At 40.4% G+C, this 14,199-nt stretch carries 19 protein-coding genes; 5 read left to right on the top strand and 14 right to left on the bottom strand.

The features are described from left to right. Positions 1–155: 155 nt before the first annotated feature. Positions 156–398 carry a YuzF family protein gene (locus BLT_RS21675; protein WP_017727505.1) on the top strand — a complete coding sequence of 81 codons (243 nt, stop codon included), beginning with the start codon at positions 156–158 and terminating at the stop codon, positions 396–398. Between the two features lie 262 nt (positions 399–660). Here the strand turns inward: BLT_RS21675 and BLT_RS0109220 are convergent, their stop codons facing one another. Further along, positions 661–960, bottom strand: coding sequence for a HesB/YadR/YfhF family protein (locus BLT_RS0109220; RefSeq protein WP_017727504.1), 300 nt, complete (start codon positions 958–960; stop codon positions 661–663). Between the two features lie 253 nt (positions 961–1,213). Between BLT_RS0109220 and kamA the strand changes: the two genes are divergently transcribed. Continuing rightward, entirely contained in the window at positions 1,214–2,620 is a 1,407-nt protein-coding gene (gene kamA, locus BLT_RS0109215; RefSeq protein ID WP_017727503.1) for a lysine 2,3-aminomutase, read from the top strand. Beyond that, positions 2,610–2,900, top strand: a complete 291-nt coding sequence (locus BLT_RS0109210) for a YokU family protein (RefSeq protein ID WP_017727502.1) — start codon at positions 2,610–2,612, stop codon at positions 2,898–2,900. The genes kamA and BLT_RS0109210 overlap by 11 nt, the downstream gene beginning before the upstream one ends. On the opposite strand, the gene ablB is transcribed toward BLT_RS0109210, so the two are convergent. From ablB to BLT_RS0109150, 11 genes are all read right to left on the bottom strand, one after another. Further along, positions 2,897–3,712 (bottom strand): putative beta-lysine N-acetyltransferase, encoded by an 816-nt coding sequence (ablB, locus tag BLT_RS0109205; RefSeq protein ID WP_017727501.1) that lies wholly within the window; start codon positions 3,710–3,712, stop codon positions 2,897–2,899. The two genes, BLT_RS0109210 and ablB, sit on opposite strands and share 4 nt — an antisense overlap. Position 3,713: 1 nt before the next feature. After that, positions 3,714–4,382 carry a 3-oxoacid CoA-transferase subunit B gene (locus BLT_RS0109200; protein ID WP_017727500.1) on the bottom strand — a complete coding sequence of 223 codons (669 nt, stop codon included), beginning with the start codon at positions 4,380–4,382 and terminating at the stop codon, positions 3,714–3,716. After that, positions 4,367–5,044: a 3-oxoacid CoA-transferase subunit A gene (locus tag BLT_RS0109195; protein ID WP_017727499.1), complete on the bottom strand. Its 678-nt coding sequence runs from the start codon at positions 5,042–5,044 to the stop codon at positions 4,367–4,369. The genes BLT_RS0109200 and BLT_RS0109195 overlap by 16 nt, the downstream gene beginning before the upstream one ends. Beyond that, a complete protein-coding gene (locus BLT_RS0109190) occupies positions 5,045–6,364 on the bottom strand; it encodes an aspartate aminotransferase family protein (RefSeq protein WP_017727498.1) in 1,320 nt (439 codons plus the stop codon). Positions 6,365–6,636: 272 nt separating this feature from the next. Then, complete coding sequence (locus tag BLT_RS24230; protein WP_026105051.1) at positions 6,637–6,855, bottom strand: hypothetical protein; 219 nt, start codon at positions 6,853–6,855, stop codon at positions 6,637–6,639. A gap of 113 nt (positions 6,856–6,968) precedes the next feature. Next, positions 6,969–7,883, bottom strand: a complete 915-nt coding sequence (locus tag BLT_RS0109180) for a chemotaxis protein (protein WP_017727496.1) — start codon at positions 7,881–7,883, stop codon at positions 6,969–6,971. A 194-nt stretch (positions 7,884–8,077) separates the two neighbouring features. Next, complete coding sequence (locus BLT_RS0109175; RefSeq protein WP_017727495.1) at positions 8,078–8,809, bottom strand: SurA N-terminal domain-containing protein; 732 nt, start codon at positions 8,807–8,809, stop codon at positions 8,078–8,080. Positions 8,810–9,062: 253 nt separating this feature from the next. Beyond that, a complete protein-coding gene (locus tag BLT_RS0109170; RefSeq protein WP_017727494.1) occupies positions 9,063–9,842 on the bottom strand; it encodes an ABC transporter ATP-binding protein in 780 nt (259 codons plus the stop codon). A 50-nt stretch (positions 9,843–9,892) separates the two neighbouring features. Next, a complete protein-coding gene (locus BLT_RS0109165; RefSeq protein ID WP_017727493.1) occupies positions 9,893–10,090 on the bottom strand; it encodes a DUF2535 family protein in 198 nt (65 codons plus the stop codon). A gap of 131 nt (positions 10,091–10,221) precedes the next feature. Then, positions 10,222–10,500: a HesB-like (seleno)protein gene (locus tag BLT_RS25060; protein ID WP_449267249.1), complete on the bottom strand. Its 279-nt coding sequence runs from the start codon at positions 10,498–10,500 to the stop codon at positions 10,222–10,224. A gap of 64 nt (positions 10,501–10,564) precedes the next feature. Beyond that, positions 10,565–11,503 (bottom strand): membrane dipeptidase, encoded by a 939-nt coding sequence (locus BLT_RS0109150; protein WP_017727490.1) that lies wholly within the window; start codon positions 11,501–11,503, stop codon positions 10,565–10,567. A gap of 100 nt (positions 11,504–11,603) precedes the next feature. Here BLT_RS0109150 and BLT_RS0109145 point away from each other — a divergent pair, with 100 nt between their 5' ends. Both BLT_RS0109145 and BLT_RS0109140 read left to right on the top strand, forming a co-directional pair. Beyond that, positions 11,604–12,041 carry an Hsp20/alpha crystallin family protein gene (locus BLT_RS0109145; RefSeq protein ID WP_017727489.1) on the top strand — a complete coding sequence of 146 codons (438 nt, stop codon included), beginning with the start codon at positions 11,604–11,606 and terminating at the stop codon, positions 12,039–12,041. Positions 12,042–12,065: 24 nt separating this feature from the next. Continuing rightward, entirely contained in the window at positions 12,066–12,425 is a 360-nt protein-coding gene (locus tag BLT_RS0109140; RefSeq protein ID WP_017727488.1) for a YppG family protein, read from the top strand. On the opposite strand, the gene BLT_RS0109135 is transcribed toward BLT_RS0109140, so the two are convergent. Both BLT_RS0109135 and BLT_RS0109125 read right to left on the bottom strand, forming a co-directional pair. After that, positions 12,414–12,623 carry a hypothetical protein gene (locus tag BLT_RS0109135; protein WP_017727487.1) on the bottom strand — a complete coding sequence of 70 codons (210 nt, stop codon included), beginning with the start codon at positions 12,621–12,623 and terminating at the stop codon, positions 12,414–12,416. The two genes, BLT_RS0109140 and BLT_RS0109135, sit on opposite strands and share 12 nt — an antisense overlap. A 314-nt stretch (positions 12,624–12,937) precedes the next feature. Next, positions 12,938–14,164, bottom strand: coding sequence for an MFS transporter (locus tag BLT_RS0109125; RefSeq protein WP_236611080.1), 1,227 nt, complete (start codon positions 14,162–14,164; stop codon positions 12,938–12,940). Between the last annotated feature and the right edge of the window lie 35 nt (positions 14,165–14,199).

The following is a 14,199-nucleotide window of genomic DNA, read 5'->3' as shown; positions in this document are numbered from 1 at the left end:
CATTATAGCATGAGAAGGTTAAGGTGAAAAACATGAACCCTCATAGCACTCCTAAGAGAGCTGAAACATGATTCACATTTGGGTAAATGCCCAATCATTTTCTAGTCATTCGCATAGACTAACATCGGCAACCAGGAAAGAAGGAGGTTCATAAAATGAATCAACAAAATGAAAATGACCGGGAACGTCAGAATCGTCCACAAATGCGCTCATGGGTTGACCCTTTTTTTATTCAAGCTCTACAATCGGTTGGCGGTTCCGAGGTCATCATAGAGACGTCACGTGGAAACATACGTGGCGCCGTTGCAGATGTCAAACCAGACCATGTCGTGATGCAGGTTGAGCAATCAATGTTTTTTATACGAATACAGGAAATTGTATGGATGATGCCAGTGTAAAGACGGTAAATTCGCTCGATTGCTTATTTCTAATCACCATAAATTACCCATTTCAAAAAGTTCCTTGCTCTCTTTTCCTCTTTACGTAAACATGTACTTTTTATTGAAAAGAAGCTGGGACAAAAGAGTTTTTATTGATGAGAAATGCGAACGTCATGATCGTTGATGCATAGCATTCGCTTCGGAAATATCCTTCGCTAAGGTTGTGCATTGTTCGCATGTTCAATCATACACGTTCGTTATGTCCCAGCCTCTCATTTAGTTATTCTCCTGCTTCATCATAGACAAATTCAATTTCCCCATGCTTGCGACTATATTTCACTTTTATATCGTAGCCTTTAAAATACCATAAATCTTCTTTCTCTACATAAAATGTAATATTATCGATTTCTTCTTTTGCTCCAATTTCTTTAGGAATATCTAAGCTTATGCCAAGGGAAAATCCACTTTGAATGGAACCACAGCCTCCATAGCGCGCAAAAAAGCGAATGTACTGTTCTCCTTCTATTTCAAATTCATCTTTAAACCATTGCACAGCTGGTTTAGTAATTACAATGTTCATGACGGCACTCCTTTTCTGACCAACATCTATCCTTTTATTTTACCAATAAACCATTTCAGGTGTCTAACATTCTAAAAGTCTTGACCTACTTCTATCTCGCAATTTTTTTCATTCGCTGAATAGAATGTAGAAAAAGTACCTTGCTTCCATCCAAATGGATAAAAGAGGAAATCCTATGTAAGCTCAATGAAACTCGATCACTTTTTGTATAACGAGATGCAAGTTCGTACATCAAGTAAAAGGAGGCGTTAATTTGGTACAGCTTTATCAACCTAAGCGTCACTGGAAGGATATCGAGCTTTGGAAAGATGTTACCGATGAACAATGGAATGACTGGCTTTGGCAATTAACCCATACGATTCGTACATTGGACGATTTAAAAAAAGTCATTCAGCTCACACCAGAGGAAGAAGAGGGGGTAAAAATTTCGACAAAGACGATCCCATTAAACATTACCCCTTATTACGCATCATTAATGAACCCAGGCGATCCTCGTTGTCCGATTCGAATGCAGTCAGTGCCTATTTCAAAAGAGATCGAAAAGATGAAATATGATATGGAAGACCCCCTTGCTGAAGATGAGGACTCGCCTGTTCCAGGCCTCACACATCGCTATCCTGACCGCGTGTTATTTTTAGTGACAAATCAATGCTCCATGTATTGTCGCTACTGTACGAGAAGGAGGTTTTCCGGTCAAATCGGAATGGGAGTACCAAAAAAGCAGCTTGATGCAGCGATTCAATATATCGCTCAAACGAAGGCTGTTCGAGATGTCCTCCTATCAGGTGGAGATGGGTTATTAATTAATGATCAAATTTTAGAATACATTTTGAAAAATTTGCGTGCGATTCCTCATGTTGAAATTATTCGGATCGGAACGAGAGCACCTGTTGTCTTCCCGCAAAGGATCACCGATAAATTATGTTCCATTTTAAGAAAATATCATCCCGTCTGGCTCAATACCCACTTCAATACTTCACTTGAGTTAACGGAAGCCTCAAAAACAGCATGTGAAAAGCTTGTGGATGCAGGTGTACCAGTAGGAAATCAAGCGGTCATCTTATCAGGCATTAATGATAGTGCTCATATTATGAAAAAACTCATGCACGATCTTGTCGCCATTCGCGTCCGTCCCTATTACGTGTATCAATGCGATCTTTCAGAAGGAATTGGTCATTTCCGAGCCCCCATTTCAAAAGGCTTGGAAATAATGGAGGCACTCCGCGGTCATATAACAGGCTTTGCAGTACCTACATTTGTCGTCGACGCACCAGGAGGCGGTGGGAAAATTACGCTTCAGCCTAATTATATTCTTTCTCAGAGTCCGGAAAAGATTGTGCTTCGCAATTTCGAGGGTGTGATTACAACGTACCCCGAACCTTCTCATTACGTAGCTGGTCAGGCAGATGATTATTTTGCAGAGATGACAGGGATTGACGGAAGCGAACCGAGCATTGGGATTCATCGCCTCATGAAAGATGAAGAGATGCACCTCGTTCCTAAAGGACTAAACCGCTTGGAGCGTCGTGCCATGTATGAGCAAGACATTGGACATCAATCATTAAAGGATCAGAGAGAAAAGCGCGATTTACTGAAAGAGAAGAAATGGCAAGCAGAGCAAGCAAAACAACAAGCACAGGTGGACGCTGATGAGATGTAGGTGGTGTGAACAACCGGGCGCATACTCTGTTCAAAAAAATTCTTTTTGGGAGCTGCCTTCAGGATTACGAGCGATAGAAATTCGTGATATTCCAGCGGTTTTTTGCCCTTCCTGTGAAATGCACGACATTAAAGAGACAACGATTGAAGAAATTGAAGATCAGCTTTTGCTTGTAATAGAAGACCAGCTTGCCAGTCAAATGACGTTTGAGCAAATGATGGCTGTTCCTAGACGATTAAAACAAAATTATTTTAAGCAAGGACGTAGCGAGGGCGTTTAATCCCTCGCTTTTCCAATGCTTTTTGTCCAAATGTGCATATCTTCAAATCCTTCTCCAATGAGACAGTTTTTGATCATTGTCCCCTCATACCGATATCCTCTGCGTAGCACCGTCAAATTCATCGCATATGAGCGAGATCTTGTAATCGAATACAGATTCATTATTTTTTCATCCTCTAACCACTGCTCTAACTCTTCTAATACGTAGAAAAGCAACTTTTTTCCCTGATACTTAGGATCCGTTGCACAATCAGTAATTTCAACACCACCAAAACCATTTTCAATACCAGATGCTGCACAAACAAGCGTTTCCTTCACATAAATTCCTACAAATCGTGCCCCTTTCCTCATCACTGAAGCTAAGTACGCTTCAGAAAAAATATTCGTTGGATAGTGGATGAATACCTTTTGATAGAGTTGAACCAATGCTGGAGCATCCTTAGGGCTTAAGCGCCTTAGAGAAAAACTTTGCCGCAGGATTTCCTTTTTAAACGAACTTTGCCTTTTAGTCACGTCAAATGTTCCTTCGTTTTTACTTCCTTCACCTAACGTTCTTCTAGCCTGGTTAAAAAAGTGACTAAAAACAATCGCTTTACCAGTTGAAAAGAAAGTACTGACCGTCCCCTCTACTTCCCAATCTTGTTCTAAAAAAGGCTCTGTTGCATTTTCGTGAACGTAACAAATCACTTTTCCTACCTTTCTTTCTTTTAAAAGATCTGAGAGCTCATTAAGCGCTTTGGTAGAATTGTTTTGAATGATCACAATGATGCGATCATTATGCTGATCAAGCTCAATCTTATAATCGTTCGCCATTTCAATCCTCCCATTGTAGGATTTTTTTTCTTTCAACAACGAGTTTTGCACCTGTGTTTAGTAAAACTTCTTCAATTGTGTGCGGGGCAAAAACTTCACGTAAATAGAGTCCGCCTTCCGTTTTTTCAATAACCGCGAAATCTGTAATAATCAGGTCTACACATTGCTTTGCGGTTAAAGGATAGCTGCATTGCTTTACAATTTTCGGTTCTCCTTCAGAGTTAACGTGTCGCATAAGGACAATGACTCGCTTTGCTTTTTGTGCCAATTCCATTGCTCCTCCCATCCCAGGAACACGCTTTCCTGGAACAAGCCAATTGGCCAAATCCCCCTTTTCATTAACTTGCAAAGCACCTAAAATTGTTGCATCAAGCCTCCCTCTGCGAATAATGGCAAAAGCTGTCGCGCTGTCCATATATGATGCTCCTTTTTGAATTGTTATTGGGTAGCCTCCTGCATTACATAAATTCGGATCTTCCATTCCATGCTGAGGGCTAGGTCCTGATCCAAGAACGCCATTTTCAGCATGAAAGAGAACGTGACAGTCTGTTGCGATGAAATTAGCAACAAGTGTCGGGATCCCAATTCCAAGATTGACAATCATCCCACTATTTAATTCCTTCGCAGCACGCGCTGCCATTTTCTCCCTAACATTCATTGCCATATCCATTTCCAGTTCACTCCTTCGCTCTGAATGATTTTGTCTACAAAAGCACCTGGTGTCACAATCGTTTCTGGATCGAGTGAACCTACTGGAACAATTTCCTCTACCTCAGCAATGGTAATTGCTCCAGCCATCGCTACAAGGGGGTTGGTGTTACGGGCGCTTTTATCATATACAAGATTCCCATAATGGTCCGCTTTTTTTGCATAGACGATGCTGATGTCTGCCGTTAAAGGAAGCTCTATGATATATTGCTTTCCACGCAGATTGATAGTTGGCTTGTTTTCCTCAACAACGGTCCCAAGACCAATATCTATGAAGAAGCCTCCTATGCCAGCCCCACCAGCGCGGATCCGCTCAATTAACGTTCCTTGAGGGTTAAATTCAACAGCTAATTGACCTTTTTTCATCAGCTCTCCTGCCACTGGATTTGAACCGATATGTGAGGCAACGAGTGAACGTGCACGCCCTTCACAAATCACCGGCCCAATTCCAATTGTAGGGAATCCTGCGTCATTTCCTATTAAGTGAAGGTTATGGCAGCCTTTTTCTAGAAGTGCTCTAACAAGCGTAGGCGGTGTACCTATTCCTCCAAATCCCCCAAACATGAGTGTCATTCCATCAAAAAAATAAGTGGATGCATCCTTTACACTTATTTGTTTTGACATTTACACTCCCCCTATAAGCTGCTTTTCAAGAGTAGCAAAAACCACTTCAAGCCTTTGGAGCAAATCATTTAATTCCTGATTACTCATCGTAAATGGGGGCGCAATAAGAATTGCGTCTCCGTCTCCTCCTTCTATACCAGCAGATGCTGGATAAAGGAGAACCCCTTCTTGACGAGCGAGCATAATGAGGCGCTCAGTTAGCTTAACAGCCTTTGGAAAAGGTATTTTTGCTTTTTTGTCCTTCACAAATTCTATACCGATTAAAAGCCCTTTTCCTCTTACCTCACCAATGATGGAAGAGTTTAACTGGATCGCTACTAGCCGTTGAATAAGTTCTTCTCCAAGGATTTTACTGCGCGTGAATAGATCATTTTTTTCCATATAATTGAGCACTGCAAGTCCTGCTGCGCAAGCTTGTGGATTGGCGCTAAACGTATGGCCACTCATAATCAGCTTAGAACCTGCTTTAATCGGTTCGATGATGTCGTCACTTACAATGGTCGCCGCCAACGGTGCATACCCTGCACTCAATCCTTTTCCAAGGGCAACAATTTGTGGAATGACGCCCCAATGCTCGAGAGCAAGCATCGAACCCGTTCGCCCGATCCCTGTCATCACTTCGTCTGCGATAAACAAAATGTCATATTTGTCTAGCACTTGCTTCATTTCTTTATAGTAGCTTGGCTCAGGGACAAGGGCTCCCCCAGCCGCTCCTACAATGGGTTCGGCAATAAAAGCAGCAATGTGCTCAGGACCAATTCGAGAAATGAGCCGCTCCAATTCTTCGGCAACTGATTTATTCGAAAGACGATACTGGTAAGGAGGCTCCATTTGAGGGCATGAGTTCAGTAATGGTTCAAACCTCTTTCGACGCTCATGATGACCAGACATAGAAAGGGCCCCGAGTGTAATCCCGTGATAGCTCATCCATCTCGATAGAATGCGCGTCTTCATCGGCCTCCCTTTTTCTTGCCAGTATTGGATAGCAATTTTCAATGCTGTTTCAGTTGCCTCTGACCCACTATTTACAAAAAAGCAATGGTTTAATGCCCCAGGCAAGAGGCTTGCTAATCGCTCCGCCAATTGTTCAGCTGGCTCATTTGTAAATTGCGACCGATACACAAAAGAAACCTTGTTTGCTTGTCTGTTCATCGCTTCAATTACTTCTTTTACGCCATGGCCGATCGACGCAGTCACAGCGCCAGATGAAGCATCAAAATAAGCCTTTCCATCCGTATCATATAAAAAAACCCCTTTACCATAAGAAACAGTAGGATAGATCCCATCTAATAAAGGCTTGATTAAATGACTACCACCCATACTGGAAACCTCCTTCCCTTTTCTTCATACGTATTCACAAAAAATATTGCCCATGCAACCCGAATGAAAAGAGAATGGTGAACGCCTGTCCCACAAAAGCCTGCAAGTGCGACTCGCTCATCCCATTGGGATGGAAACAAGTCCCTCAAGTAACGCGGAGCAGCCTTTCAATGAAGGGGTGTGAGCGGAGGCGCTTCATCAACTTGCACTGAAGCTCCGTCCCCTTTTCCACAAAAAAAAATCGAACCTATTCGTTCGATTTTTCCGCTTCCTTATTTAAAGGCTTTTCCTTTTGTCAATATACAAGGGACCCCTTTTCCAACCGCACCTGGAACGCTCATTCTTTCTAAGTACGTGAGCCCTTTTGCACATTGACTTTTACAGACGAAGCATGTTTCTGATGTAACCATTTTCATCGAATGCTTATATTTTTCAGCTGCTGTGGCCTGTGAAATCGTCCGACTTTTTTTATATTTTTTTCCCATCTTCATGCATCCCTTTCCATATGGATGCTCCATTGTATGTAAAGATAAATTGGAATGTGCGCTAACGAAAAATACAAAAAAGCGCTGCCCTCATTTTGAGATGCAACGCCTTGACTTTTTTATAGAATAAGAGCGTCAATTTTTTCAACCAGCTGGACGATTTCTGGTTTACTTATTTGAGCATCAGCTCCAACTTTTTCTCCTTTATGAAACAAATCATCTGTAATAAGCGAAGAAAAAATAATGACTGGAACTTTTGAAAGAAATGGATCCGTTTTAATTCTTGTCGTTAAATGGTGGCCATCCATTTGCGGCATTTCAATATCTGAAATGATCAGTTGAACATGGTCTGAGGCATTCTCTCCATGATCATTGACAATCGTTTCAAGATATTCCCAAGCTGCTTTTCCATTTTCGAAAAATTGCAGGTTTCCATACCCTGCTTCGGTCAGCGTCTCACGGAGAAGTTTTCTAAGTATCGCTGAGTCTTCCGCTACAAGAATTCGCTTCTGTGAGCGCTCACGTGGCCCAAGAGCCCTTACTCTTTCAACACTTAACCCTGCTTCTGGATTAATGTCGACAACAATTTTTTCAAAGTCTAAAAGCAATGACATTTCATCTTCTAATTTTACGATCCCAATCGTATGTGCCTGTTCCCCCTGTGAAAGTTCACTTGGTTTTTCGATTTGCTCCCATGAAATCCGATGTATTCTAGAAACATTATGAACATGAAATGCAACCTTCATTTGATTTAACTCAGAGATGATAAACTTATCATGCTCAGGTGTAGCAGAAGGTGGCAAATTTAGCACGCTTGCTAAATTGACAACAGGAATGACCTCTTGCCTTAATCGAATAATCCCTTCCATATGAGGGTGACTATTTGGTGTTTCTGTGATTGGAAGTGGATTAATAATTTCTCTGACTTTTAATACATTGATTCCATAGGTCCCTTGACCAATTGAAAACATGACAATTTCCAATTCATTTGTTCCGCTCTCAAGTAAAATACCTGCTCTCTCTCGATCACTCATGGTTGACGGCCTCCATTCAAACAAATAAGCTATAACATTTTTTTGACGATTCTACCTATTAATTTAAGTGTAATCGAACAAAGCGCTCTCTACAACTATTATCTTGAATCATAAAGACTAGCGAAGCTTTTTATAATGACAGGCACCAAAATGAAAGGAAGACCTGTATCAATTGACACAGACCTCCCTAACGATTATTCAATAAATATGGAGATTTCACTCTCTGCTCTCAGCTGTTCAATTATTTCTGTAATTTGCTCCTGCTCTTTCTCCATCTGAAGATTTAATTCAAGCTCATCTCGGTAATCTTCAAAGGAAGGCAGCTCTTCATCATACAAGGCTTGTAATTCCTCATAAGCAGACTGTATTTCTTCTTCACTCACTTCAACGGGTTCAATACGTTGATCCAAATATTTTTCTTGTTTCACAATGTTTTCCAATTCTTCGAGAAGTTCGTCCATTGTTAGACCACTTTCATTCAATGTTTCTTCTAGTGCCTCTTCGTCTTCATATTGGGCAAGGTATGGCTCTAACCGTTCCTGCACCTCTGCCTCTAAAGCTTCGATTCCATCGTCTTCAGCTGCACGAAGAATAAGCCGCTCATTGACTAATGATTGCACAGCCTGCTGCTTAATCATCGGCAAAAATTGTGCTGCTTCTTCACTTTCAATATCAATTCCTTCTCTTGCGATAATGGACTCAATCGTCATAATATAATCTTCTTTTTGGATATCCTCTCCGTTCACATTTGCAACCGGATCAGGTACGTCTTCATAATTTTTTTCAATGCTTTCATTAACCCCTTGTTCAACTTCAGAGCCCTCTCTCGATTCTTCAGAACCTTGTTCCGTTTGGTCACCATTACACGCTGAAAGAACGAGCGCGAATGTAAGGATTCCAACGAAAATACCTACTTTTTTCAACAACGACCATTCCCCTTTCCTCTTAACGGCATGTAGTCGTCATTTTAGCATATTTGATATAAATGTCGATAAAGATTGAGGCAGTCAAGCCCTGTTACTTCTACAATCTAAAAAAATTTAAAAAGTTATCGTTAGAGGAACTATGGAGTGAAAGGCAGTTTTTTATTTTTTGACAAGCAAGTAAAGATCATTGTTTAAAATCTTGTAAAGATACGGAATATAGATTCTTGTGATCACAATGAACCTACATTTTAAATTAGACCCGCGGCTTCACCCATGTCCGCTCATTCTCCTTTTGAACAGAAACAGGCACACCAAATGTTTCGGCTAATAAATGCTCTGTTAGCATTTCTTCTTTTCTTCCTGACGCCACTACTTGCCCTTCCTTTAACAAGAGAACATGGGTAATAAACGGCTGAATTTCCTCAGGGTAGTGTGTAACATATAATAACGTAGGTGCATGCTCTTTTTGGGCAAACTGTGAGATCAAACGCAAAAGTGCCTCCCTTGAGACAATGTCAAGGCCCGTTGTTGGTTCATCTAAAATGTATAATGAGGGGCGGCTAACCCAGGCCCTTGCAAGAAAAGCCTTCTTACGCTCCCCTTGTGATAACGATTGGAAAGGAGTATCAACAAGTGCCTCTAGTCCAAATTCAGCAATCGCTTCTTCCCCTCGTCTAATTTCATCCTCTGTAAATGGTTCATAGACACCAATACTTGCCCTTAATCCACTTAGGACTACCTCCAAGACCGTATCTCGTAATCGAGTATGATACCGATCATCCAATGAAGTACTAACCCAACCTATTTTCTTTCGCACCTCTTGGATTGCTACTTGCCCATACAAGCTCCCCAGCACTTCAATACTGCCCATTGTAGGCCAGTCATAACCCGTAATCAATTTTAACAAAGAGGTTTTACCAGAGCCATTGAGCCCTAAAATCGCCCAATGCTCATCTTGCTTTACTTGCCAGTTTACCGACTGAAGAATCGTTCGCTGACCCTTTCTTACTGACACCTGATTGACATGAATCATTTCGCCACCCCTTAAAACATTTCATTATTCAGTCTATTTATCATATTTGATTATTCTTTTGAATCTTCTAGTACTTCCTTTAAAGAATATGTAGACTGAGGTTCACGCGTTTTGTTAATTTCATCAATCAGCTTTTCTAGGTTCCATTTGATTTTGAATCGTTCAATTTCATTATTCACACTAGGGATATCTGTGATTGTCACCTTTTTTCCGTTTCGATGAAAAATGGTAAGGGTTTCTTTATTCAACGAATCACATCCTTTCCAAGAATGCTAGGAAATCGGGGAAGGAAGGAATGAATGAAAGAACGATGATAACAAAAGAAGCTGACTCCTAAGGGAGTTGACCTACAAGAGTCAGCCTCTAAAGCTAAAGAATGTTAACAATTCGATCCCCCAAGGATGATCAGACCAGCTCCGCGTTCCCCTTTTTCAAAATCAAGTGTGATGTCCTTCACATGGGAAACAATGCCCTTCTCAATGGCAACTTGAATGCCGTTTATTTCTCTTTGTTCATCTGACTCCATTGGCTCATCCAGAGCCAACCCTAACTTTGGAGCCCCTCAGCCCATGCCTGCCATTACAACACGAACGGTTTTAATGTTATGGTCTTTCATCTGCTCTTGTAAAAATTCTTTTGCAGCATTTGTGATTTTCATCTATTTCACCTCTCTTTCATTTATAGTATAAGTCAAAATTTGATCTCATTCTAAATTTCAGCTCTCAAACATTTTTTGAAAGCATCCGTATAAAATTTTCATTAGCAAATCCTCGAACGGTTTCTTCACTGTAATGCTTCAGCAATTCATTTAGCAACACAGGATACATTTCAGCATTTTTGAGATTTTCGACCTTTTTGTCAATTCCATCAAAATCAGATCCAAACCCTATAAATTTTTCTCCACCAAGGGAACAAATATGATCGATGTGATGAAGAATATCTGAAATGGTAGCATGATTAGTACCGTTTAAAAACAGCGGATAAAAAACAACGCCTATAAACCCTTTTGCATCGATGAGAGCTTTAATTTGTTCGTCCGTTAAGTTTCGTGGATGAACGCACTTGGCTTTCGCATTTGAATGACTAGCGATTGGATAATCAGCAAGCTTGATTACATCCCAAAATCCTGCTTCACTCAAGTGAGAAACATCTGTAAGTACATTGTATCGATTGTTCTCTTTTACTAATTCTTTCCCTAAATTTGATAGACCCGCCCCTCTTGTCTCACCAACACCATCCGCACATAAATTGGCTTGATTCCAAGTTAAACCAACAGAACGAACGCCAAGCTCATATAAGATACGAAGCCTTGCAAGGTCATCGCCAATTGGGTCTACACCTTCAAGTGTCAAAATGGCGCCAATTTCACCATCCTCTAATGTTTCAATCTCATGCCAATGGCGAATCAGCTTAAATTGAGGATGTGGTGTCAGCACTTTTTGATAAAACAAATCAATTTGTTCAAGCACCACTGAAAATTTTTGGTCCTGCTTGACAAACGGTTCGACAAAAATCGCAAAGCACTGAACCTTCACTTGTCCTTTTACAAGTCGTTCCGCATTACAATCAATGCTTATGGAGTCTGTAAAAGAAAGCTTTCGATCCTCCCAAAGCTTTAAAAGCGCGTCACAATGTGTATCAATCACTGAAATTGTACTCATAGGGTCCTCCTTTTTTCCATTTGTGAAGCCTACACTCTCTTCTATTTTTTACATACACATATAGTATATAACCCTTGTTTATATGTAGGAGGAATCAACCATGAGTAATGATTTTACAAATAAAAAGAAGCTTCCCCATACCTATAAAGATATTTTAAAGACCATCGATGATTTTTTTTCAAAATCATTTCAGCACTTACATGAAAATAGTATGTTTGCTCCTATTATACCAGTGAGGACTTTCGAGGATGAAGAAGCGTATTATATTGAGGCTGAATTACCTGGCATTAGCAAAAAACAAATTCAGTTGGATGTATTACCTCAGTATATTCGTATCGCAGTCCAGCATCACGAAACCATTGAAATCCATGATGAGGCGAAGAAAACTTATTCAAGAACCCATGCATTAGAAGGGCGGGAACGAATTGTGCCTCTCCCCTTTCCTGTAAAGGAAAATGAAATCAAAGCAAAATTTCAAAATGGATTGCTTACAATTGTCATCCCAAACCGTAGGAAAACCATAAGCATTGAGCCTTAAATCGATAGAAAGGAGAGAAAGACAATGTATCCAAATTATAATAACCCACAGTGGAGCTATGAAGTACATCAGCAACCTAATTCATTCATTAATCAAAGCGTTCAACCCCCATGGAACGCTCATCCGCCTGCATGGCCAGCACAAATGTCAAATACCTATCACGTTCCTTATTCGTACCCATCGATGTATCCGCAAGCCAATGGGCCGTTTGGCTATCCGCATCAAAAAACGTTGCGGCCCTCAGCTTGGAAAGCAGCCTTTACGAACGAGCAAGGAAGCTTTGATGTGAACAAAACATTTGGCACTGTAGACCAAATGATGAAAACCGTCAATCAAATGTCACCTCTCGTCAAAACATTGGGTGCTTTTATTCTAAAGAGATAATGGTCGAACTTTTTGGTTATAGGCAAGCGTTTGATTTTGGTTAACAAGCTTTAATCCTTGTGATGGAACAGCATCTATTTTTAAATACGCACCAATCTCTTCTTCTGCCTTTTTATCGTAAACAAATGGAATGCTTTGAATCGTTACGACATGGTCATTTTGACTCGCATCATCCAGAGCGAGATAAAACTCAATCATCGTACTTCATTCGTATGTATCGCGAGCGACAATGCGAATCGCTTTTTTATGTTCGGAAACAACTGCATGCAGAATGCTCTTAGCTTCTTCTGTCAATTTAATCTCCAAGCAGCATACCCCCTCTTATTCAGTATAAAATAAATGAAAAAGAGCCGTACACGGACGACTCTTTTCAATCATTGTAATATATACCGCCTAATTTGTCACTAATTTGACATATTGATGTCTTTTTTATAAAAAGAAAAAGGTGTGGGCAAGAGCGCTACTTCGTTCCCGATTTTGCACTTGAGCTCCGCCTCTTTTTCCTATATTTATTAGCTGAATGATAAAATGCTTTTTCCAAAAATCAAATGATAAAATAATACCCCGATTCCACCAAGAAAAGCAAAAATGCCAAGAACAGTATAAAGACTTGAGATGCTAAACGTATCAACCATCCATCCGCCAAAGAGAGAACCAATAATACCAGACAATCCAAAAAACGTCGTAATAAAGAGAACATGTCCTGTCGCTTGTAAATGATCAGGAATTAACCTGCTTACATATGAAAACGCAGCGATATAAAAAATACCAAATGTTACACCATGGAACAATTGGAGCGGTAAGAGCAGCCAAGGGACTGAAACCAAGCTCATTAAAATCCAGCGAATACCATAAAAACATGCAGAGATAAACACAAATGTCAGGGCAGAAAATCGTTGGAACCAGTATCTACTTGTGGCAAAAACAACCGCTTCAGCCGTTACACCAATAAACCAAGCCCATCCTATAAATGCTTCAGGCCCACCAAGCTCAGCAAGATAAATTCCTAAAAAGCTGTCATTGGCTCGGTGAGTGACTGAAATAAAAACCGTACAGACAAGAAAAAAGAACAGACGTGGATGCAGCCCAATTTTAGCTGCACTTACAATCGTAACAGGCTTCGTTGTTACACCGGCATCTTGCAATCCAAAGGCTACCCATAAAGCGATGATTGCCATAAACATCATTGGAAGCAAGATATATTGAACACCAATTGCAGTTAGAATATACCCTGTCACAAGAGATGTGAACGCAAACCCTAGCGAGCCCCACATGCGAATATGTCCAAAGCTTATCCGGTGTTGATGTGCCGTTTTTTGAGATAAGCTATCCCCTAGTGCAGTAATTGGTGACATAAAGATAAAGAGAACAAACATCATGATAAGATAACCGATAAAACTAGAAATAAATAGAAATACCGCTCCCGTTACGAGTAATCCAATCAGTGCTAATATGAGCATTCGTTTAATTGTTTTATATTTATCACTCAAAAATCCCCATAATGGTTGGGCTAAAATGGTTGCTAAAGGACCAACCGCCATTAAGATCCCCACTTCTCCTGCTGTTAAGCCTTCTGCTTTAAAATAAACAGGAATGTAGCTAATGACAACTGTCATTGTGGAATACGCAAAAAATAAATAGGCCTTCAATCGATAAACGGCTCCAACTCCCATTTCTTTTTCCTCCAAATCTATAACAAGCACCACATAACCTAATACTAATACTAATACTAATACCATTACCCTTTATCAATGTTCAGCAATCGAACGAATGG

This window comes from Halalkalibacterium ligniniphilum, assembly GCF_000334155.1.
Lineage (GTDB): Bacteria > Bacillota > Bacilli > Bacillales > Bacillaceae_D > Halalkalibacterium > Halalkalibacterium ligniniphilum.
The sequence above is the reverse complement of the archived record's forward strand: the minus strand, read 5'-3'. Positions and strand labels throughout refer to the sequence as shown.

Excerpts from the sequence above, each read along its gene's own strand:
- BLT_RS21675 (WP_017727505.1), top strand. The coding sequence starts at position 156 with ATGAATCAACAAAATGAAAATGACCGGGAACGTCAGAATCGTCCACAA.
- BLT_RS0109220 (WP_017727504.1), bottom strand. The coding sequence starts at position 960 with ATGAACATTGTAATTACTAAACCAGCTGTGCAATGGTTTAAAGATGAA.
- BLT_RS0109210 (WP_017727502.1), top strand. The coding sequence starts at position 2,610 with ATGAGATGTAGGTGGTGTGAACAACCGGGCGCATACTCTGTTCAAAAA.
- ablB (WP_017727501.1), bottom strand. The coding sequence starts at position 3,712 with ATGGCGAACGATTATAAGATTGAGCTTGATCAGCATAATGATCGCATC.
- BLT_RS0109200 (WP_017727500.1), bottom strand. The coding sequence starts at position 4,382 with ATGGATATGGCAATGAATGTTAGGGAGAAAATGGCAGCGCGTGCTGCG.
- BLT_RS0109195 (WP_017727499.1), bottom strand. The coding sequence starts at position 5,044 with ATGTCAAAACAAATAAGTGTAAAGGATGCATCCACTTATTTTTTTGAT.
- BLT_RS0109190 (WP_017727498.1), bottom strand. The coding sequence starts at position 6,364 with ATGGGTGGTAGTCATTTAATCAAGCCTTTATTAGATGGGATCTATCCT.
- BLT_RS24230 (WP_026105051.1), bottom strand. The coding sequence starts at position 6,855 with ATGAAGATGGGAAAAAAATATAAAAAAAGTCGGACGATTTCACAGGCC.
- BLT_RS0109180 (WP_017727496.1), bottom strand. The coding sequence starts at position 7,883 with ATGAGTGATCGAGAGAGAGCAGGTATTTTACTTGAGAGCGGAACAAAT.
- BLT_RS0109170 (WP_017727494.1), bottom strand. The coding sequence starts at position 9,842 with ATGATTCATGTCAATCAGGTGTCAGTAAGAAAGGGTCAGCGAACGATT.
- BLT_RS0109150 (WP_017727490.1), bottom strand. The coding sequence starts at position 11,503 with ATGAGTACAATTTCAGTGATTGATACACATTGTGACGCGCTTTTAAAG.
- BLT_RS0109145 (WP_017727489.1), top strand. The coding sequence starts at position 11,604 with ATGAGTAATGATTTTACAAATAAAAAGAAGCTTCCCCATACCTATAAA.
- BLT_RS0109140 (WP_017727488.1), top strand. The coding sequence starts at position 12,066 with ATGTATCCAAATTATAATAACCCACAGTGGAGCTATGAAGTACATCAG.
- BLT_RS0109135 (WP_017727487.1), bottom strand. The coding sequence starts at position 12,623 with ATGATTGAGTTTTATCTCGCTCTGGATGATGCGAGTCAAAATGACCAT.
- BLT_RS0109125 (WP_236611080.1), bottom strand. The coding sequence starts at position 14,164 with ATGGTATTAGTATTAGTATTAGTATTAGGTTATGTGGTGCTTGTTATA.